The sequence below is a fragment of the Gilliamella intestini genome (assembly GCF_900094935.1).
In the GTDB taxonomy this organism is placed as follows: domain Bacteria; phylum Pseudomonadota; class Gammaproteobacteria; order Enterobacterales; family Orbaceae; genus Gilliamella; species Gilliamella intestini.
In genome coordinates, this window is record NZ_FMBA01000002.1 from 76,376 (window position 1) to 96,770 (window position 20,395).

The window sequence follows — 20,395 nt, forward strand, 5'->3', positions numbered from 1 at the left end:
TGCAAGGAGTCGCTAATGAAGTTCAATTTTTTTAAAAACCGCAAAACGTTATTAAAGGTTATTTTAACTTCGTTAATTATTTTGACTGGCCTGTCCAAATGCGCCTACGCAGCAGAAAAAAAATTCAAAGTGGTTACCACTTTCACTATAATTCAAGATATTGCGCAAAATGTCGCTGGCGATGCCGCTGTGGTTGAGTCAATTACCAAAGTTGGTGCTGAAATTCATCAATACGATCCCACCCCACAAGATATTACTAAAGTACTTTCAGCCGATTTGGTGTTATGGAATGGGCTTAATTTAGAGCTTTGGTTTAAGCGCTTTTTTGAAGATGTCAAAGATGTCCCATCTGTTGTGGTAACAGACGGTATTGAGCCAATGCAGATCCAAGAAGGCAGCTATAAAGGTAACCCTAATCCACATGCTTGGATGTCGCCAACCTTGGCGTTAGTTTATGTCGAAAATATCCGTGCAGCGTTTGTTAAATATGATCCCGAAAATACCGAGATTTATAATAAAAATGCTGCTGATTATATTGCTAAAATTAAAGCGCTTGATGCACCATTACGCGAACGATTGGCCAAAATCCCTGAGGCAAAACGTTGGCTTGTGACCAGCGAAGGAGCTTTTAGTTATTTGGCACGTGACTATAATTTGAAAGAAGCCTACCTATGGCCTATCAATGCCGAGCAGCAAGGTACACCTCAGCAAGTTAGACGTTTAATTGATTTAGTTAATAAAAATCACATCCCTGTCGTTTTTAGTGAAAGCACCATTTCAAGCAAACCTGCTAAACAAGTAAGCAATGAAACGGGCGCAAAATATGGTGGCGTTTTATATGTTGATTCGCTTTCAACAAAAGATGGGCCTGTGCCAACGTATATTGATCTATTAAAAGTAACGGTTGAAACCATAGCTAAAGGATTCGAAGAATAATGACTCAAATTTGCTTAAATGTTGATGACATCACCGTGACTTACAATAATGGTCACACCGCAATTCATGATGCTAGCTTCCACTTAAGTGGTGGCACTATTTGTGCTTTAGTTGGAGTAAATGGTAGTGGTAAATCGACTTTATTTAAAAGCATTATGGGAATGGTTAAACCAACTCGTGGTCGGGTGACGTTTAATGATATGTCTGTTAATCAAGCTTTAAAGCAAAATATTATTGCTTATGTGCCACAGACGGAAGATGTCGATTGGGATTTTCCTGTTCTGGTGTCAGACGTGGTGATGATGGGGCGATACGGGCATATGTCTTTTTTACGTATTGCAAGTAAAGAAGATAAAAAGCAAGTTGATATTGCGCTTGAACGTGTCAATATGCTTGATTTTAAGCATCGCCAAATTGGCGAACTTTCTGGTGGGCAAAAAAAACGAGTATTTTTAGCTCGAGCATTAGCTCAACAAGGTAAAGTGCTGTTATTAGATGAGCCTTTTACTGGCGTAGATGTTAAAACCGAAAATGCCATTATTGATCTTTTAAAAAATCTGCGTGCTGAAGATCATTTGATTTTGGTGTCAACCCATAATTTAGGTAGCGTGCCTGAATTTTGTGATCAGGTGGTGTTAATTAATCAAACGGTGTTGGCATTTGGCCCAACTCAAACCACCTTTACACCACAAAATTTAATGACTACTTTTGGTGGTGCACTGCGTTACCTTAGCCTATCGGGCGATAAATTACATGAAGATGAAGATCCCCGTAAAGTATCGATCTTAACCGACGATGAACGTGCTGCCATTTTTTATGGTGAAGGTAAACATGATTCTCCTCATCAAGATTTGTTGGTTAACCATGTCGAAAACGAGCAAAAAAGGCCAAAATAAATGGAACTATTACTTGAACCATTCACCTATGATTTTATGTTCAAAGCTATTTGGGTAAGTAGCCTTGTTGGTGCGGCTTGTGCTTTTTTGTCGGCTTTTTTGATGTTAAAAGGTTGGTCACTAATGGGCGATGCGCTTTCGCATTCAGTGGTGCCGGGGGTTGCAGGTGCTTATGCCTTGGGGTTGCCTTATTCGGTTGGTGCTTTTTTTACTGGATTGCTCGCAGCTCTTGCCATTACCTTAGTACGCGCTTTTACACGGTTAAAAGCCGATGCCATTATTGGTTTTATTTTTTCAACTTTTTTTGCTATCGGTTTGTTGATCATTTCGCTCAATCCGACCTCGGTCAATGTGCAAACAATTATTTTTGGTAATATTCTTGGCATTGACGATAGCGATATGTGGCAAGTACAAATCATTATTTTGGTGTCATTTATATTACTTTTCTTTTTTTGGAAGGATTTGTTAGTGGTTTTTTTTGATGAAACCCATGCCAGATCCATTGGTTTACAACCACTAAAACTAAAAATTCTCTTTTTTACCATTTTAAGCGCCTGTACCGTTGCGGCACTGCAAACTGTTGGGGCTATTTTAGTTATTGCAATGGTTATCACACCCGGGGCAACGGCTTATTTATTGACAAATCAATTTTCACGGTTGTTGATGATTTCAGTTGCAATTGGTGCCGTAAGCAGTGCTGTCGGGGCATGGATTAGCTATTATTTAAATGGCGAAACAGGTGGCGTTATTGTAACGCTACAAACGCTGATTTTTATTGCCGCATTTTTATTTGCACCACAGCAAGGGCTTATTTCAAATCGCCTTAAAATACGTCAAAGCCGACTAAATAAAGGGGGAAAAGTATGACCGAATTTTGGGAATTTATTTATTACCCACTTACCCTACCTCTTATTCAACGCGCAATTTTAGCCGCGTTAGCAACAGGTATTGTTTGTGCTTTGCTTTCTTGTTTTTTGGTGCTAAAAGGCTGGTCATTAATGGGGGATGCGATTTCACACGCTATTTTACCAGGAATTGTATTAGCGTATTTAGCAGGAATCCCCATTATCATTGGCGCATTTGCATCAGGATTATTTTGCTCAGTGGCAACAGGTTATATTAAAGAAAATAGCCGAGTTAAAGAAGATACCGTTATGGGCATTGTGTTTTCGGGGATGTTTGCGTTTGGTTTGGTGCTGTTTTCAAAGGTAGATACTTCGCAACATTTAAACCATATTTTATTTGGTAGCGTGCTTGGAACAAGTTATGACGAGCTTAAACAAATTATCCTTATTGCCACAATTGTGTCGATCTTAGTTATTATTAAACGCCGTGATTTAATGCTGTACTGCTTCGATCCGCTGCAAGCCAAAGTGGTTGGTTTGCCAGTCAAGTTGTTACATTACGGGTTATTAAGTGTGCTAGCTTTAACCATTGTTGGTTCATTAAAAACAGCAGGGATGATTTTAGTAATAGCGATGTTAATCGCCCCCGGCATTATTGGCTTTTCATTAACTAAGCGGTTTGAGCGGATGTTAGTCATTGCGGTACTGGTGTCGGCATTTTCAACCGTATTAGGGACATTAATAAGCTATTATATTGATGCATCAACTAGTGCAAGTATTGTTATTTTACAAGCAATCTTATTTTTACTGGCCCAAATTTATCAATTTATTGCCAATAAAAAATCGCCGTCAAAACGGCAATTTAAGTAACGTTTAAAATCATTGTGACAAAATATGCAAAGCATTGCTGTGTACGATTTTTATTGTTATTCATCATCTAAATATTTACTGGCATCAGCATAATTATCAAAGCGTGAAAACTGGCCTTGGAATTTTAACCTAACTTTACCTATTGGGCCGTTTCGTTGTTTGCCTAAAATAATTTCGGCAATGCCTTTATGTTCTGACGCCTCGTTATAAACTTCGTCACGATAAATAAACATGATCACATCGGCATCTTGCTCAATCGATCCTGATTCACGTAAATCAGAGTTAACCGGTCTTTTATCAGCACGTTGCTCTAAGCTACGGTTAAGCTGCGATAGCGCAACGACAGGAATTTGTAACTCTTTTGCCAAGGCTTTTAGTGAGCGTGAAATTTCTGCAATTTCTAAGGTTCTATTTTCAGAAATATTGGGAACTCGCATAAGTTGCAAGTAATCCACCATGATCATACTTAAACCTTTATGCTCACGATAAATACGTCTGGCTCTTGAACGTAGTTCCATTGGCGTCAAACCCGATGAGTCATCGATATAAATGTTTTTCTTTTCAAGCAATAATCCCATGGTACTTGAAATCCTTGCCCAATCATCGTCTTGTAGTTGCCCTGTTCGAATTTTCGTTTGGTCAACTCGTGAAAGTGACGCTAACATACGCATCATAATTTGTTCTGATGGCATCTCTAAACTGAATATTAGCACTGGTTTTTCTTGCTCTAGCGCCGCATTTTCACACAAATTCATGGCAAATGTGGTTTTACCCATTGATGGTCTTGCGGCAATAATAATTAAATCAGAACGCTGTAAGCCAGCCGTTTTTTTATCTAAATCAACATAACCAGTTGAAACCCCAGTCACACCATCATGCGGACGTTGAAAGAGCTCCTCAATCTTAGCTACGGTTGATTCTAACACTTCGGTAATGCTTTTAGGACCTTCACCTTGCTTGGTTCGGCTTTCAGCAATTTGGAAAATTTTGCTTTCCGCAAAGTCTAAAATTTCGGTACTATCTCGGCCTTCAGTGGCATAGCAGTTATCGGCAATATCATTTGACGCACTGATTAATTCACGCAAAATTGCTTGTTGACGAATAATATCACTATAAGCAACCACATTAATTGCACTTGGCGTGTTTTTAGACAGTTCCGCCAAATAGGCAAAGCCCCCTACATCGGCCAAAATATCTTTACTTTCAAGGCATTCAGATAGAGTAATTAAGTCAATAGGCGTACCTTTACTAACCAAGGTATGCATTTGAGAAAAAATCAATTGGTGATGACGTGAATAAAAATCCCGTTCGGTGATCATTTCTGACACCGCATCCCAACGTTGATTATCAAGCATCAAGCTACCAAGCACCGCTTGTTCAGCTTCGATCGAATGAGGTGGAAGCTTGATATTATGGAGTTTTGATTTTTTCGCTTCTTGGTTTCTTGAATCTTTACTTGCACTTTTTTCGTTACTATTCATGACATTTATCTTTTAATTTGATTCAATCTTAAGTGGTTTTATCTATTCTATACTTAGTTTTATAACTAACTTTATAACTTATTTTGTCATTTATTTTATAAATAGTGGACCTAATGCCTGCGTTGGTATTTGGTATTGAGCAGGATAATCGACCTGAACTAAATACAACCCTTCAGGTTTTGCAGTTGCAGCCGCTTGCGTTCTGTCTTTAGCATGTAACAATTCGCCGATCCACTCAGGGCGCTGATTACCTGTACCAACCTCAAGTAAGCTACCTACAATATTGCGTACCATATGGTGTACAAATGCGTTGGCCTTAATATCGACAATAATATATTCGCCCTGTCGCCAAACTTCAATATGGTGAATATTGCGCCAAGGCGTTCTTGACTGACACTGCGATGCTCGAAAAGAGGAAAAATCATTTTCGCCTAATAGATGCTGCGCTGCTTGGTGCATTAAGCTTTCATTCAACGGCAAATAATAATGCGATACCCCTTTGGCTAAAATGGCTGATCGATAGCGGTTATTATAGATCACATAACGGTAACGCCGAGCAGTCGCACTAAACCGCGCATGAAAACTATCATCAACTACTTGTGACCAACGCACAGCTATATTATCGGGTAAATGCGAATTCACGCCCATTGTCCAAGCACTAGCTGATCGCACGGCTTGGGTTTCAAAATGGATAACTTGCCCTGTTGCATGCACGCCTGCATCTGTCCTTCCTGCGCAAAATACAGTTATTGGTGAATTAGCAATAATTGATAGTGCCGATTCTAGCCTTTTTTGAATAGAATCGACTGACTGTTGCCGTTGCCAACCAAAATAAGCACTACCATCATATTCAATACCAAGGGCAATTTTATATATAGTCATTAATGAGGATCTCAAGCGTTTCAATTAGCATTAGTGCACCTAAATAACGGATATTATCGGCTACTGACCAAAATTGAATTTGTTCATAATGACCATAACTATGTCGTAAATTAGATAATTTAATGGTTAGTTGGCTTTCTGATTCGGTGTTCACTTCAGTCACTGGGGTTGGTAAACCATCGTCTTGAACTTCAACACCAAATTCGCCAAAACGAGTCATATCTAGTTCAATTGGTAAACTACTTGATACATTAATGGCTTGCGATACGCCATAAAAAACGGGCACAATCACTGACTCAATAGAAACAGGAAGTTCATAATTACTCAATACTTTTCGGATTTGGTTCACTTGTGATTTTTCACCTAATATCGCATCATCATGTTCGTGTGATATAGGCAATAAGTTAAAGGCTAATTGTTTATCAAACAGTTGATTATCAACTGGCATACCATTTAATAAACGCGCACTTTGCCCTGCAAGTTCATCAACGCCAGGCTTGCCATATAATGAGGCGGGAATAAAACTAGTTACATGTAAATTGGTTAATAACCTCATATCAGTCAACGACGCAACACAGCGCAATAATTGGCATACTGTGGCACTAGCTACAGCTATAATGTTTTCATTACGGTATTCAGTTAATACACTGTTATTAACTTTAGGTACTACTAATGGAATATGATCCTGCTCGGCAAAATAACCACTTGCATCAATCACTACACAACCTGATTCTGCCGCAATTTGTGCATATTTTTTACTTGTTTCATAACCAGCAACAAAAAAGGCAAAATGGCACTGACTCCAATCCATTTTTGCACTATCGGTAACAGTTAAATTTTTACCAGCAAAACGAACAACTTCACCAGCACTATTGTCACTACCGACCAAATAGAGATTTTCAATTTTTAGATTATTATCTTGTAAACCACGTTGTTGTAGTAATTCAACTAGCGCAGAACCCACTTGCCCTGTCGCTCCCACAATAGCAATATTCCATGCAGACATATTTATCAACCCAAATAAAAAATTTAGCGGTAATTATATCACTATATTGCCAAAGATAGCGGAAAAAGATATTTCCTGATTTTGGAACACAGATCGACAAAATAAAATTTGATCCCTTACAAAAAAAATTAATATCGGTAAAGTGATAAGTCATTTTAGTTAACTTTATTTATTATCATGACAAAAATCACCCTATCAACGATTGCTAAAAAAGCCAACACGTCTGTCGCTTCGGTTTCTAGAGTGCTAAAAAAACCACATTTAACCTCACCTAAAATACAGTTACGCGTTTATCAAGCAATTGAGGAATTAAATATGGATACTTCAAAAAATTTTAAACCCTATAAACCCATACATAACAGCGGAAAAATATTAATTATCGACAATCAACTTTATTCAAAAAGCTTAATCAATGCAGGATTAGAGCAAGTTTTAAAAGAAGAACAGTTTCAAATGTTTTATTTGCAATTTCCTTATCATAATAAAACTGATATCCATCATATTATTCGTTATGTTGCTCAACATGCATTTGATGGCATCATTATTATTAATGATGCACCTTACTTAAAAACGCTAGTTGCTTATAAAACCACATTACCGCCCATTGTTTTAGTTAATCACTTTTCGCTTGATTTTATTTGTGTTGACTTTGATCATTTACTTATTGGCCATCAAATAACAAAATATTTGATTGATAAGTCACATACAAAAATTGCTATTTTGCTTAATAATGAAAAATTAACCAGTTCTACACTTTTGCTACAAGGTTATAAACAAGCTTTATTGCGCGCTAATATTACTATTGAACCTAGATATATTATTCATGGCTGTTTTACTTATCAACATGCCAGATCAGCGGTAAAAAAGCTAATAAACAGTAATAAAGCACCTACTGCGGTTATTTGTTCCGATAATTTTAGCTTAAGTTGTTTGGATAAAAGCGATTATAAAGACCGCAACCAATCGCCCGATAACATGGTTTTAGGTGCCGTACACCAAGCCAATGAAAATCAAACAAAACTTACAAAACCGCTTATAATATCGTATTTTAGCTCATCTAAAGAACTTAAATACAATCAATTAGATACCCTAAGCAGAATAAACAAACCTTTGTTTGAAATGGGACAAAAATCAGCAACTTTACTGTGTGAGCTAATTAAAAGCACGGCAAAACCCACTAAGCGCTGTAAAATTATAGAAGCAGAATCGATATTTTATTAGAATATGATATCGGCATAACCAATTGTGCTAGTTTAATTAGGATAAATCAGTCAAAGGGGGCGACTTTGTAATTTTTTTTAGGCAGCTAGTTACTTAATTGAATAATCAATCATTGGGGGCATCTATTATTATTTACACATAAGTAGGTAAGAGGAATAAATTAAAATGAAATTTAAAGATTTGGGCGAGGCTCATACGGTTTTCTGCCTCAAGTTCTTTTAAACGTTTGTTATCTAAGCTTTTCATACCGCCCATATTTTTCTCATCATTCATAAAAAGCTAAATTGCCATACCATATTTACAGCAAAGTTCTTTAACAGGAATACCTGCTTCAGCTTCTTTTAATATCGATACGATTTGATGTTCGGTTATTTTTTCACCCTTAAATCCATTTTTACTTTTATTATGGGGAATTTTCTACTTTTTTGCTGCAGTATTTTGGCCAATAATTACTAATTTAGGTGGTAATCACAAAATAACTGTAGGAAAATATACAAATTTATTTACATTAGGGCCTGCTAATAAGTACAAAATTTTTAAACGCGTATTTTTATAATCTTTATATGTATACTCCATTTTATCTAATTTAAAAAACTGCTTTACTTTGGTAACCAATTTACTATCATGGAATTGAACATATTTCTGTAAAAAATAAGAGTTACCCTCTGAATCCAACCTTATAGCTAATTCAATACAGTCTTTACCACAACGTTCAGACTTTAAAAGTGTTTCAATATGCTCACGTGCTTGGTCTAGCATTTTATGATTTTCATAAAAAGTTGCTAGTAAGACACGGTTATTCTCATTATTTATATCTTTTTGTAAACTTTTTTTAAGTTTTTCTAAGTCGCTATCAGTAAATTTATTTTTTTGTAATCGCAATTCAAAATATGCATTCTCTATTATTGCATTTTCAGTATCATTAAGATAACTACCTTCAACAAGAGCTAAAGAATCAACGTTAGAAATATCCGACACTAAAATTTTATACAAATCAAATGCATATTTTGTATTGTAATACCTATAATATGGTATCCTGTCATTTTTTTTATAAAAAGAAGATAAAGAATCCACAATAATTTTATTCGCATCAGTAATAATTTGTGTATCTATCTTTTCGCCTTTATTTTTATCTATAGTAGTTTCCCATAAAATAATTTCCTGATTTTTGCTTTTCGCTCCCAAAAAAGCATGATTAGGAGCATAGATAATATAAGCGTCTATACCTACCTTTTTCATCGCATCAATTAGTAAATATGTATTTAAATCACAATCAGAACGTTGATTGGCATAATTATTTGAAGTTTCTTGTGATGGTTGATAATAAAAATATTCTCCTAATATTTTATTTGCACAAGAAATATAATTAATAATATCTGAACTTGTTTGCTCTCCTTCCAAGATGCAATTATTACTAACTTGAGCAAAATAATAATTTATATTATTAAGTGCTTTATTTGCTATTTGTTCTGATGTAATTCCATGTTCTAAATCATACATAACCATTTTGTGTGTCAAAAATTGAGGAGAAAATGAAGAATTTAATGATGATAAATTATTATCAATTTTATTAATGTATAATCTATCCAAAATATAATTATAATAATTGCATGGAAAGAGTGATAAAAAAAACCAAATACTGCATAAAATAATATATAGCAAAGAAAAAAGAATAAATAGTTTATACTTCATGGTTAAAATAGTCCTATAAAAATTTATAAAGTATTTTCCTGAAACCGCGTGAATTCACCTATCTTTAATATCAACAATTATTTGTTGATAAAATTACGTTTTGCTCTTCGAGCTAAATCGATTGCCATTGTTGCTACCTTCTTTTATTTTTAGTTTATCATAATAATAACCTTATAAAACTGGTACTAATTAGTGTAGCCGATCCAAGTATAGCCTATCCAGATTTAGCGAATGTTTTCTTGTATGTAATAGTTCGTTAACTTTTTTCATATATTCATCATAGTAGTTTCTCAAATTAATTCAAATAACGATAGTTATTCCTACACTCCCATTTTTTGCTTTAGCATTGTCTCTTTTCTTGTAAAAAATATTCAGGAATCTATACCGTTTCAGACTTCAATTAATCTTTAAAATAGATAAAGTGTTTTTTTATGATAGGATTTAAGCCGAGCAAGACAAGCTGATAAATGTTGAATATTGATTAAATATTTTTGATCTTTTAAGGAAGCAATTTTGAGACAGCTACTGGCATAAATGTAATGCCAGTGCCAAATAATTTTTTTGCTATTTCAGGATGGAGTCCTAGATATCAACAAATATACATCTTTTTAATATCAAGTAATTTAGGAAAAATTTAACTTTTTAAAAGAATTAGGATGTTGATATTAAACGCTTTGGCAATAATTTGTTATTTTGCATTATACCAGCGCCAATAAATTGCTTGCCTTGATAAATTCGCACTAAGGTTTCAACTTGCGTGGAGCCTTCAAGTTCAATGGTTCGTCCTAATAATATATCTTTACCCTGCGTATTACTAAGAGTAACTTTTGGACGATCTTGTAATGGGCTGTCGATCGGCATTAGTAGATCATCTTTAAGTTCGATATTTTGTAACTGTTCTAACGTAACCATGTTTTCAATCGGGTAATTGGCAACTTGTAAACGCCTTAAATAAATAACGTGTGCTCCGCAACCCAATAATTCACCTAAATCATCAATAATGGTTCGGATGTAGGTGCCTTTTGAGCAGTGTATTTCTAACGTTAATTCGTTTTTTATTGCATCAAATTGGATAAATTGATTTTCGTAAACGGTAATCGGTCTAGCCTCACGTTCAATCACAATACCTTGGCGAGCATATTCGTATAGTGGTTTTCCTTGATATTTTAGTGCCGAAAACATAGTTGGCACTTGTAAAATATCACCGCGAAAATGTGTTAGGACTTGGTTGATTTGTGATTCAGTCACTTTAACGGGTTTGGTACATATAATTTGACCATCGGCATCAGATGTGTCGGTTCGTTCTCCAAGTTTGGCGATCACACGATAACGCTTATCTGAATCCAATAAATATTGTGAAAATTTGGTTGCTTCACCAAAACAGATAGGAAGCATCCCTGTCGCTAGTGGATCAAGAGCTCCCGTATGCCCTGCCTTTTTAGCATTAAATAACCATTTTACTTTTTGCAACACATCGTTTGATGTCATGCCTTGCGTTTTGTCTAGCAACAAAACGCCGTGAAGATCACGGCGAGTTTTTTTTATATTCATCATTTATTTTATACACAAACACATAGTTTCCTGAAACTTTTTAACAAGATCAGGGCTATTTTTAATATTAATCTTTATGACGTTCATTATCTTGTTTGATAACATCAGCGACCAAACTCGACATTTGCATACCTTTAACGAGCGACTCATCGTAAAAGAATTTAATTTCAGGAATGATGCGTAAGCGCATCGCTTTGCCAATTAAGGTTCGAATGTAACCTTTAGCATCATTAAGTACCGTTAATCCTTGTTCAATAACTTGTGGATCATCGTCATTCAAAAAAGTCACAAAAACTTTGGCATACGAAAGATCACGCGAGATATCAACGCCTGAAACGGTTACCATACCAAGACGAGGATCTTTGATTTCTCGTTGTAAGATAATTGCAATTTCTTTTTGTAACTCATGCCCAACTCGAGATGAACGATTAAATGCTTTTGCCATATCTATTTTCCTTATAAATGAATAAGCAAGGACTATACCTTGCTTATAACATCAAATACGTTGTAATTAGATCGTACGTTTGATTTCGATAGTTTCAAAAACTTCAATCGTGTCGCCAACACGAACATCGTTGTAGTTACGCACACCAATACCACATTCGGTTCCATTACGTACTTCGTTAACATCATCTTTAAAGCGACGTAATGATTCAAGTTCGCCTTCATAGATAACAACGTTATCACGCAATACACGAATTGGGTTGTGACGTTTAACAACACCTTCGGTTACCATACAACCTGCAATTGCACCAAATTTAGGTGATTTAAACACATCACGCACTTGAGCAAGACCAATAATTTCTTGTTTGTATTCTGGTGCAAGCATACCGCTCATGGCTTGTTTAACTTCGTCAATTAGATCATAAATAACAGAGTAATAACGTAGATCTAAATTTTCTGATTCAATCACTTTACGTGCTGAAGCATCAGCACGAACGTTAAAGCCTAAAATGATCGCATTTGATGCAGCAGCCAGTGATGCATCAGTTTCGGTTATACCACCCACACCTGATCCAATAATTTTAACTTTAACTTCATCTGTTGATAGTTTAAGTAATGAATCAGAAATCGCCTCAGTAGAACCTTGAACATCTGCTTTTAGAACAATATTAAGTTCAGAAACATCGCCTTCTGTCATGTTGGTAAACATGTTTTCAAGCTTCGCTTTTTGTTGACGAGCAAGTTTTACGTCACGGAATTTACCTTGTCGATAAAGAGCAACTTCACGGGCTTTCTTTTCATCGCGTACAACAGTAGCTTCGTCACCAGCAGATGGCACTCCAGACAAGCCAAGAATTTCAACTGGTATTGATGGACCAGCTTCAGTCACTTCTTTACCTAGTTCATTACGCATCGCTCGAATACGACCGTATTCAAATCCACAAAGTACGATATCACCTTTACGCAACGTACCTGATTGAACAAGTACTGTTGCAACTGAACCTCGGCCTTTATCAAGGAATGATTCAATCACAACGCCGCTTGCCATACCTGTTTCATATGCGGTTAATTCAAGCACTTCAGCTTGTAGTAAGATCGCTTCAAGTAGTTGATCAATGCCCGTACCTGCTTTAGCAGACACATGAACAAACTGAGTATCACCACCCCAATCTTCTGACATCACGCCATATTGTGCAAGTTCGCCTTTTACACGCTCTGGATCAGCTTCTGGTTTATCAATTTTGTTAACAGCAACAACAATTGGTACATTTGCCGCTTTAGCATGTTGGATTGCTTCTATAGTTTGAGGCATTACACCATCATCAGCCGCAACAACAAGTACTACAATATCTGTTGCTTTAGCACCCCGCGCACGCATTGAGGTAAAAGCCGCATGCCCAGGAGTATCTAAGAAGGTAATTTCACCGCTTGCCGTTTTAACATGATAAGCACCAATGTGCTGAGTAATACCACCCGCTTCGCCTGACGCAACTTTTGCTTTACGAATATAGTCAAGTAAAGAAGTTTTACCATGGTCAACGTGTCCCATAATGGTAACTACAGGTGCACGAGATACTTTTTCAGCACCAGTATCACGATCGCTCATAAGAGATTCTTCGAGCTCATTTTCACGGCGTAATACTACTTTATGTCCCATTTCTTCAGCCACTAATTGTGCTGTTTCTTGATCGATAACTTGATTAATAGTTGCCATTGCCCCCATTTTCATCATAGTTTTGATCACTTCAGAGCCTTTTACTGCCATTTTGTTTGCAAGTTCGGCAACGGTAATGGTTTCACCAATTACAACATCACGGTTAACTGCTTGCACTGGTTTGTTAAAGCCTTGCTGTAAGGTGCTTTTACCTTTCTTTTTATGACCACTGCGAGTTGCTGCTCGTGCTTCTTCACGTTCCGCTTTGCCTTCTGATAGCTTGTTGCCTTTTTTCTGTTTAGTTTGTTTAGTATTTCGACCACGTCCACGAGCGCTTTCAACTTCACGATCAGTTTCGTCTTCTGCTGCTCTAGCGTATTTCGAGGTTGTCACATGATAATCTTCATCTTCTGTATGATCACTATCATCAACTTCATTATATTGTTCTGCTAGCTTACGAGCTTCTTCAGCCATACGCTTGGCATCTTCCTCTAATTTTCGACGATTTTCTTCCTCCGCTTTACGTTTAATTTCATTCGCTTCAGCTTCTAATCGTGCTTTTTCTTCTTGCGCTTTTTTTACTTTTGGATCGACAGCTCGCTCTTGTGCCGCTTTCGCTTTTTCCTCTTGAGCACGCTTTTTCGCTTCTTCTTCAGCTTTCTTTTCTTTTTCTTCCGCTTCTTTACGCGCTTTTAATTCGGCTTCTTGTTTCGCTTTTAGTTCTGCTTCTTGGCGTGCTTTTTCTTGTTCCGCCGCAATTTCAGCTGGATCGCGTTTAACAAAAGTTCGTTTTTTACGAACTTCTACTTTTATTTCTTTGCTTTTGCCACCACCGCTCGACACATTTAAGGTTGAGTGCGTTTTGCGTTGCAATGTTAACTTTGTTGGGCCTTGCTGAGGTTTTAAATGAGCAAGCAAAGCTTCTTTCTCCTTTTGTGTGACAGTGTCTGTTGCAGATTTCTTCATACCTGCATCAGCAAACTGTTGCAAAAGTGTTTGCACTGGTGTGTTGATTTCTTGAGCCAGTGTTTCTATTGATACTTTGGTCATGTATTACTTTTCCTCAATTATTCATCTGCAAACCAACAAATATTACGAGCAGCCATAATAAAATCGCCAGCTTGTTCGTTTGTTATACCTTCAATCTCAGCTAAATCATCAGTACCTTGTTCTGCTAAATCTTCCAAAGTAATGATGTCATGTTGTACTAATTGATAAGCTAACTCTTGTGTCATACCAGGTAGATTTAACAAATCTTGAGCTGGTTGTTTTTCGCCACTATTTGCTAGTGCAAGTGTTGTTAATGCATCTTTTGCTCGCGTTCTTAATGCTTCAACAAGATCTTTATCAAGTTCTTCAATTTCAAGCAATTCGTCAACTGGCACATAGGCAAGTTCCTCAAGTGAGGTAAAGCCTTCTTCAACTAATAGCTGTGCAAGCCCTTCATCAATATCAAGATGTTTCATCAAATTATTGATTGCAGCAAAAGATTCTGCATGATGTTTTTCTTGTAAATCTTCGTTACTCATCACATTTAGTGTCCAGCCAGTAAGCTGTGAAGCTAAACGGATATTCTGACCATTTCGACCAATGGCTTGTGGTAAAGTTTCAGCATTGACGGCTACATCCATGGTGTGTTTGTCTTCATCAACAACAATTGAAACAACATCTGCCGGCGCCATTGCATTAATTACGTATTGTGCAGGATTATCGTCCCATAAAACAATGTCAATACGTTCTCCACCAAATTCATTAGATACTGCTTGTACGCGCGCACCACGCATACCAACACAAGCACCAACAGGGTCAATACGACGATCATTACTACTAACTGCGATTTTAGCACGTGAGCCAGGATCACGAGCCACGCCTTTGATGTCAATCATCTCTTCACCAATTTCAGGAACTTCAATGCGGAATAACTCTTCCATCATTTCAGGGTTTGAACGGCTAATGCATAATTGTGCAGGTTTATTATTTTGTTCTACAAGATATAAAATACCACGGACACGATCGCCTATGCGGAAGTTTTCACGCGGTAACATATCATGGCGTGACATCATTGCGTCTGCATTGTTACCTAAATCAAGAATCACGCTATCGCGATTGGTTTTTTTGACAATTCCAGTCACAATATCACCAATACGATTTCTAAACATGTCAATGATCATTGCACGCTCAGCTTCGCGTACCTTTTGTACAATAACTTGTTTTGCTGTTTGTGTGGTTATACGGTCAAAAGCAACGGATTCAATTTGCTCTTCAACGTAATCGCCAAGTTTAACAGATGGGTCTTCGTATTGTGCAGCGTCTAATGTCATTTCTTTAGTTGGTTGCGTAACTTCATCAACAACAAGCCAACGGCGGAAAGTGTCGTAATCACCTGTTTTATGATCTATTTTAACAACAACGTCAATATCAACATTATGCTTCTTTTTTGTGGCCGTTGCTAATGCGGTTTCTAAAGCTTCGAAAATTTTATCACGCGTAAGTGCTTTTTCGTTTGATACAGCTTCAACAACAGCTAAAATTTCTTTATTCATCCTTTACATCCGTACTCTATTTAAGGTTAAAATTAGGTACAATATTCGCTTTTTGAATATTACTAAAAGCAAATACTTCATCTTTATCATCTACAGTTAATGTAACCATTTGACTATCGATAGACTTAATTCGTCCTTTCCATTTGCGGCGATTAGCAACAGGTATACGTAGACTGACTGTAACTTCTTCACCAATAAACCGCTGATAGTGCTCAAGCGTAAACAAAGGCCTGTCCATTCCTGGTGATGAAACTTCAAGATTGTAAGCATCTTTGATCGGGTCTTCTACATCAAGCACCGCACTGATTTGTCGGCTAACATCAGCACAATCATCAACCGTAATACCATTTTCACTATCAATATAGACTCGTAGCACAGGATAACGACCACGAATATATTCAACCCCGACTAATTCAAAACCAAGTGCATTAACTGGCTCTTGGATAATATCGGTTAATTGTTGTTCTATATTAGCCAAACAAACCTCCACAGCAGAAAATAAAAAAGGGCATAAAGCCCAACATTCTTTTTAAACTTACGCTTAAATCACTACACGAAAAAAAACCTCGACATGCGAGGCTTACATTTAAATACTAACTATAATGAAGCCACTTGTTTCGAACTTTCATAAATAAAAAGAGTAGATTGGTTTATGAATGAAAATTTAAGTGGTTGCGGGGGCTGGATTTGAACCAACGACCTTCGGGTTATGAGCCCGACGAGCTACCAAGCTGCTCCACCCCGCGATAGATGGATGAGAATTATACGGCATTTTGAATAAAATGCAACTGCAAATCACGCTAGTTTTATTAATATATTTAAAATTACGAAAAATATTACACATTAATTTTTTCGTGTTTAACAATGTTTATATAAGCACAATAATCTAATTTTCAGTGCAACTATTGTAACTATTGTGCCCATAACTTATTACTATAAATTACTTACATAAATTACTTATTAGTTGCCTTTTTCATTGTTTTAACAAAATAGGCTAACAGGTTAAGCATTTGTTCTGGATTATTAAGATTTTGCTCAATAATTTTAACCGTTGCTGATCCACTAATTGCCCCTGCTGCGCCTGATTTAATTGCTTCGGCAACTTGTTCAGGCTCTGAAATACCAAATCCTTGAATCGCTGGCGGTGCGCCAAACTCAGTTAATTTTTGTAATAAATGAGTAAGCGGTTTATTAGCTCGATTTTCAGCACCAGTAACACCTGCTCGTGATACCAAATAGGTATAACCTTTACCTTGCTTAGCAATACTTTGAATGACTTTATCATCAGCATTAGGTGGGCAAATAAAAATTGGCGCTATATTGTATTTTTCGGCAGACTTTGTAAATTCTGATGAATATTCAACAGGCACATCAGCAATTAAAACCGAATCAACTCCCGCTTTGGCACACTTGGCATAAAAGTTATCAATACCTTTTTTAAAAACTAAATTAGCATAAATCAATAACCCAATAGGAATATCAGCATATTGCGATCTAATCTTGGTTAAAATATCAAAACACTTTTCAACCGTTATCCCACCTTTAAATGCTCGAATATTAGCATTTTGAATAGTTGGGCCATCGGCCATCGGATCTGAAAATGGGATCCCTAGTTCTAGTGCATCAGCGCCAGATTCGATCAAAGTTTGAATGATCTTAAATGACTGTTCTGGCGTTGGATCACCAACGGGAACAAAAGGAACAAAGGCACCTCGTTTTTCGGCTGTTAATGTTGCAAACAGTTTTTGATAACGGCTCATTCGATTTCTCCTTTTGCTTTTAAAATATCATAAACGGTAAAGATATCTTTATCGCCACGCCCTGACAGGTTAACTATTAATAGTTGTTCTTTAGTTGGGTTTTCTTTGATCATTTTCATTGCATGGGCTAGCGCATGTGAAGATTCTAATGCAGGAATAATGCCTTCACTACGTGACAAGGCTTTAAATGCCTCTAACGCTTCATCATCAGTAATAGAAACATAATCAGCTCGCCCTATACTATCTAAGTAAGCGTGCTGAGGTCCAACCGATGGAAAATCAAGCCCTGCCGATATTGAATAAGATTCTTCAATTTGCCCTTCATCGGTTTGCATCATCGGTGATTTCATACCGAAATAGATGCCAAGCTTACCATGTTTTAGCGAAGCTCCATGCTCGCCACTTTCAATACCATGACCGCCAGGTTCAACCCCAATTAATTTGACGGATTTATCATCAATAAAATTAGCAAACATACCAATTGCGTTTGAACCACCACCAACACATGCAATTACTGCATCAGGCAAACGTCCTTCTTTTTCAAGAATTTGTTGTTTAGCTTCACGGCTAATCATTTGTTGAAATTCACGTACAATTGTTGGGAAAGGATGCGGACCTGCTGCCGTACCTAACATATAATGTGCTTTTTCATAACTGCCAGACCAATCGCGTAATGCCTCGTTACATGCATCTTTTAAAGTCGCTGAGCCTGTTTCAACTGGGATGACTGTTGCGCCCATTAATCGCATTCTAAATACATTAGGCGCTTGGCGTTTAACATCTTTTGCACCCATGTAAATTCGGCATTTTAAGCCAAGTAGTGCACAGGCTAAAGCAGAAGCAACACCATGTTGCCCTGCTCCTGTTTCGGCTATAATTTCAGTTTTACCCATTCTTTTAGCAAGCAATGCTTGTCCTAAAACTTGGTTAGTTTTGTGCGCACCACCATGCACTAAATCTTCGCGTTTTAAGTAAAGCTTGGTTTTGGTACCTGCGGTGAGATTTTTACATAAAGTTAATGCTGTTGGTCTACCTGCATAGTTAACTAATAAATCGTTAAACTCTTTTTGAAAGTTTGGATCGTTGATTGCAGAGATAAAAGCATCTTCAAGTTGTTCAAGCACTGGCATTAATATTTGAGGGACATATTGCCCACCAAATTCGCCAAAGTAAGGATTTAACTTAGACATAACTATTCCTTTTTTTTAAATAAAAATTAAATTTGTTCAAATACAGCTTGGATTTTTTGTTTATCTTTAATTCCGGGTGAAACTTCAACCCCTGAATTAAGATCAACACCAATCACATTCGTCGCTAAAGCTGATTTGATATTTTCTGGATTAATACCTCCGGCTAAAATGACATTACTTAGCTCTTGATTATCAAGTAGTGACCAATCAAAACTTTTCCCTGTACCGCCTGTACCATGATCAAAGATATAACGAGACACTAATGGATTGGTATGTTCTGGCACAACCCCATCAATACTCAATGCTTGCCAAATTTGGCAAGTTCTGGGTAATTCTTGTCGCAATGTTTCGATATAGTTTTTATCTTCATCACCATGCAGTTGCACTGCATATAAAGATAGCTGTTTTGCTATTTGGCATATGGTTTCGATGTCTTCATTTCGAAATACACCAACCCAATTAAGTGGTGCTGCAGCAATCACTGTTCGAGCCTTAATTGGCTGTATATAACGCGCTGAATTTGTAACAAAAATCAAACCGCCATAGACTGCACCTGCTTGATAAGCACTAACAGCATCTTCGGATCGAGTTAAACCGCATACTTTATTTTCGCCTAACATCACCTTGCGAATTGCTAAAGTTAAGTTGGCTTCTGACATTAATGCACTACCAATTAAGAATCCATCTGCAAAACGACTCAGTTCTTTAACTTGATTGTGAGTATAAATACCTGATTCACTAATAATAATGCGATCGTTAGGAATTGATTTAGCTAAGGCTTTTACCCGATTTAGATCAACCGTCAAATCCCTTAAGTTACGATTATTAATACCGATTACTTTCGCACCCAATTGGATGGCTCTTTCAACTTCGTTTTCAGTACTAGCTTCTGTCAATATACCCATATTTAGCTTATGAGCAATGTTACTTAGATGACGATATTCATCATCCGTCAATACAGATAGCATTAATAGTACTGCGTCAGCTTGATAATAACGCGCTAAATAGATCTGATATTCATCAATAATAAAGTCCTTACAAAGCACGGGTTGTGTGATTTCATTACGAACTATGGGTAAAAATTCAAAGCTACCTTGAAAATATTTTTCATCAGTCAATACTGAAATTACTGAAGCATAATTTTTATAAACTTTAGCAATAGCGGCCGGATCAAAATCATCCCGAATCAATCCTTTTGATGGCGACGCTTTTTTACACTCTAAAATAAAAACCGTTTTAGGTTGATTTAGCGCTTGATAAAAATTGCGATCACTAGGTATTACTGCTGATTTGAACATTGTAAGTGGATTTGTTTCCTGCTGCTGCGTTAACCAAATCTGTTTATCGTCAATGATCTTTTTTAGTACTGTTGCCATTTCAACATTTTTTACTAATGCTGCAATTGCCATGTTATTCTCCACTTG

Annotated in this window: 17 protein-coding genes and 1 tRNA gene; 5 read left to right on the top strand and 13 right to left on the bottom strand. The window is 36.8% G+C overall.

The features are described 5' to 3' along the window. The first annotated feature begins 15 nt into the window (after positions 1–15). The 4 genes from GA0061080_RS00880 to GA0061080_RS00895 are packed head-to-tail and all read left to right on the top strand — an operon-like array spanning position 16 to position 3,547. Positions 16–936: a metal ABC transporter substrate-binding protein gene (locus GA0061080_RS00880; protein ID WP_209435678.1), complete on the top strand. Its 921-nt coding sequence runs from the start codon at positions 16–18 to the stop codon at positions 934–936. Beyond that, on the top strand, positions 936–1,832 hold the full coding sequence (locus GA0061080_RS00885) for a manganese/iron ABC transporter ATP-binding protein (RefSeq protein ID WP_091119460.1): 897 nt from the start codon (positions 936–938) through the stop codon (positions 1,830–1,832). The genes GA0061080_RS00880 and GA0061080_RS00885 overlap by 1 nt, the downstream gene beginning before the upstream one ends. Then, positions 1,833–2,699: a metal ABC transporter permease gene (locus tag GA0061080_RS00890; protein WP_091119464.1), complete on the top strand. Its 867-nt coding sequence runs from the start codon at positions 1,833–1,835 to the stop codon at positions 2,697–2,699. Further along, positions 2,696–3,547: a metal ABC transporter permease gene (locus GA0061080_RS00895; protein ID WP_091119468.1), complete on the top strand. Its 852-nt coding sequence runs from the start codon at positions 2,696–2,698 to the stop codon at positions 3,545–3,547. The genes GA0061080_RS00890 and GA0061080_RS00895 overlap by 4 nt, the downstream gene beginning before the upstream one ends. 56 nt (positions 3,548–3,603) lie before the next feature. On the opposite strand, the gene dnaB is transcribed toward GA0061080_RS00895, so the two are convergent. The 3 genes from dnaB to GA0061080_RS00910 form a co-directional block, all read right to left on the bottom strand. After that, entirely contained in the window at positions 3,604–5,028 is a 1,425-nt protein-coding gene (gene dnaB, locus GA0061080_RS00900) for a replicative DNA helicase (RefSeq protein ID WP_091119471.1), read from the bottom strand. Between the two features lie 90 nt (positions 5,029–5,118). Further along, entirely contained in the window at positions 5,119–5,910 is a 792-nt protein-coding gene (gene truA / locus GA0061080_RS00905; protein WP_091119475.1) for a tRNA pseudouridine(38-40) synthase TruA, read from the bottom strand. Continuing rightward, positions 5,897–6,916 carry an aspartate-semialdehyde dehydrogenase gene (locus tag GA0061080_RS00910; RefSeq protein WP_091119479.1) on the bottom strand — a complete coding sequence of 340 codons (1,020 nt, stop codon included), beginning with the start codon at positions 6,914–6,916 and terminating at the stop codon, positions 5,897–5,899. The genes truA and GA0061080_RS00910 overlap by 14 nt, the downstream gene beginning before the upstream one ends. 177 nt (positions 6,917–7,093) lie before the next feature. Here GA0061080_RS00910 and GA0061080_RS00915 point away from each other — a divergent pair, with 177 nt between their 5' ends. Continuing rightward, positions 7,094–8,137: a LacI family DNA-binding transcriptional regulator gene (locus GA0061080_RS00915; protein ID WP_091119482.1), complete on the top strand. Its 1,044-nt coding sequence runs from the start codon at positions 7,094–7,096 to the stop codon at positions 8,135–8,137. 468 nt (positions 8,138–8,605) lie between these two features. On the opposite strand, the gene GA0061080_RS00920 is transcribed toward GA0061080_RS00915, so the two are convergent. The 10 genes from GA0061080_RS00920 to trpCF form a co-directional block, all read right to left on the bottom strand. Next, entirely contained in the window at positions 8,606–9,829 is a 1,224-nt protein-coding gene (locus tag GA0061080_RS00920; protein ID WP_091119486.1) for a hypothetical protein, read from the bottom strand. A 651-nt stretch (positions 9,830–10,480) separates the two neighbouring features. Then, complete coding sequence (truB, locus tag GA0061080_RS00925; protein ID WP_091119490.1) at positions 10,481–11,383, bottom strand: tRNA pseudouridine(55) synthase TruB; 903 nt, start codon at positions 11,381–11,383, stop codon at positions 10,481–10,483. 64 nt (positions 11,384–11,447) lie between these two features. After that, a complete protein-coding gene (gene rbfA, locus GA0061080_RS00930; RefSeq protein ID WP_065560170.1) occupies positions 11,448–11,825 on the bottom strand; it encodes a 30S ribosome-binding factor RbfA in 378 nt (125 codons plus the stop codon). Between the two features lie 66 nt (positions 11,826–11,891). Beyond that, a complete protein-coding gene (gene infB / locus GA0061080_RS00935; protein ID WP_091119493.1) occupies positions 11,892–14,528 on the bottom strand; it encodes a translation initiation factor IF-2 in 2,637 nt (878 codons plus the stop codon). A gap of 17 nt (positions 14,529–14,545) precedes the next feature. Next, on the bottom strand, positions 14,546–16,021 hold the full coding sequence (gene nusA / locus GA0061080_RS00940; RefSeq protein WP_091119497.1) for a transcription termination factor NusA: 1,476 nt from the start codon (positions 16,019–16,021) through the stop codon (positions 14,546–14,548). 16 nt (positions 16,022–16,037) lie between these two features. Beyond that, the gene (gene rimP / locus GA0061080_RS00945; RefSeq protein WP_091119500.1) at positions 16,038–16,499 is read right to left on the bottom strand and encodes a ribosome maturation factor RimP; all 462 of its coding nucleotides are present in this window, start codon (positions 16,497–16,499) and stop codon (positions 16,038–16,040) included. Between the two features lie 191 nt (positions 16,500–16,690). Then, positions 16,691–16,767: transfer RNA gene (locus GA0061080_RS00950), tRNA-Met, on the bottom strand. Between the two features lie 207 nt (positions 16,768–16,974). Then, positions 16,975–17,781, bottom strand: coding sequence for a tryptophan synthase subunit alpha (trpA, locus tag GA0061080_RS00955; protein WP_091119503.1), 807 nt, complete (start codon positions 17,779–17,781; stop codon positions 16,975–16,977). Continuing rightward, positions 17,778–18,971, bottom strand: coding sequence for a tryptophan synthase subunit beta (trpB, locus tag GA0061080_RS00960; RefSeq protein WP_091119507.1), 1,194 nt, complete (start codon positions 18,969–18,971; stop codon positions 17,778–17,780). Before trpB ends, trpA begins: the two co-directional genes overlap by 4 nt. A 26-nt stretch (positions 18,972–18,997) precedes the next feature. Beyond that, positions 18,998–20,380 (bottom strand): bifunctional indole-3-glycerol-phosphate synthase TrpC/phosphoribosylanthranilate isomerase TrpF, encoded by a 1,383-nt coding sequence (gene trpCF, locus GA0061080_RS12730; RefSeq protein WP_209435679.1) that lies wholly within the window; start codon positions 20,378–20,380, stop codon positions 18,998–19,000. Positions 20,381–20,395: the final 15 nt, after the last annotated feature.

Excerpts from the sequence above, each read along its gene's own strand:
- GA0061080_RS00880 (WP_209435678.1), top strand. The coding sequence starts at position 16 with ATGAAGTTCAATTTTTTTAAAAACCGCAAAACGTTATTAAAGGTTATT.
- GA0061080_RS00885 (WP_091119460.1), top strand. The coding sequence starts at position 936 with ATGACTCAAATTTGCTTAAATGTTGATGACATCACCGTGACTTACAAT.
- GA0061080_RS00890 (WP_091119464.1), top strand. The coding sequence starts at position 1,833 with ATGGAACTATTACTTGAACCATTCACCTATGATTTTATGTTCAAAGCT.
- GA0061080_RS00895 (WP_091119468.1), top strand. The coding sequence starts at position 2,696 with ATGACCGAATTTTGGGAATTTATTTATTACCCACTTACCCTACCTCTT.
- dnaB (WP_091119471.1), bottom strand. The coding sequence starts at position 5,028 with ATGAATAGTAACGAAAAAAGTGCAAGTAAAGATTCAAGAAACCAAGAA.
- truA (WP_091119475.1), bottom strand. The coding sequence starts at position 5,910 with ATGACTATATATAAAATTGCCCTTGGTATTGAATATGATGGTAGTGCT.
- GA0061080_RS00910 (WP_091119479.1), bottom strand. The coding sequence starts at position 6,916 with ATGTCTGCATGGAATATTGCTATTGTGGGAGCGACAGGGCAAGTGGGT.
- GA0061080_RS00915 (WP_091119482.1), top strand. The coding sequence starts at position 7,094 with ATGACAAAAATCACCCTATCAACGATTGCTAAAAAAGCCAACACGTCT.
- GA0061080_RS00920 (WP_091119486.1), bottom strand. The coding sequence starts at position 9,829 with ATGAAGTATAAACTATTTATTCTTTTTTCTTTGCTATATATTATTTTA.
- truB (WP_091119490.1), bottom strand. The coding sequence starts at position 11,383 with ATGATGAATATAAAAAAAACTCGCCGTGATCTTCACGGCGTTTTGTTG.
- rbfA (WP_065560170.1), bottom strand. The coding sequence starts at position 11,825 with ATGGCAAAAGCATTTAATCGTTCATCTCGAGTTGGGCATGAGTTACAA.
- infB (WP_091119493.1), bottom strand. The coding sequence starts at position 14,528 with ATGACCAAAGTATCAATAGAAACACTGGCTCAAGAAATCAACACACCA.
- nusA (WP_091119497.1), bottom strand. The coding sequence starts at position 16,021 with ATGAATAAAGAAATTTTAGCTGTTGTTGAAGCTGTATCAAACGAAAAA.
- trpA (WP_091119503.1), bottom strand. The coding sequence starts at position 17,781 with ATGAGCCGTTATCAAAAACTGTTTGCAACATTAACAGCCGAAAAACGA.
- trpB (WP_091119507.1), bottom strand. The coding sequence starts at position 18,971 with ATGTCTAAGTTAAATCCTTACTTTGGCGAATTTGGTGGGCAATATGTC.
- trpCF (WP_209435679.1), bottom strand. The coding sequence starts at position 20,380 with ATGGCAATTGCAGCATTAGTAAAAAATGTTGAAATGGCAACAGTACTA.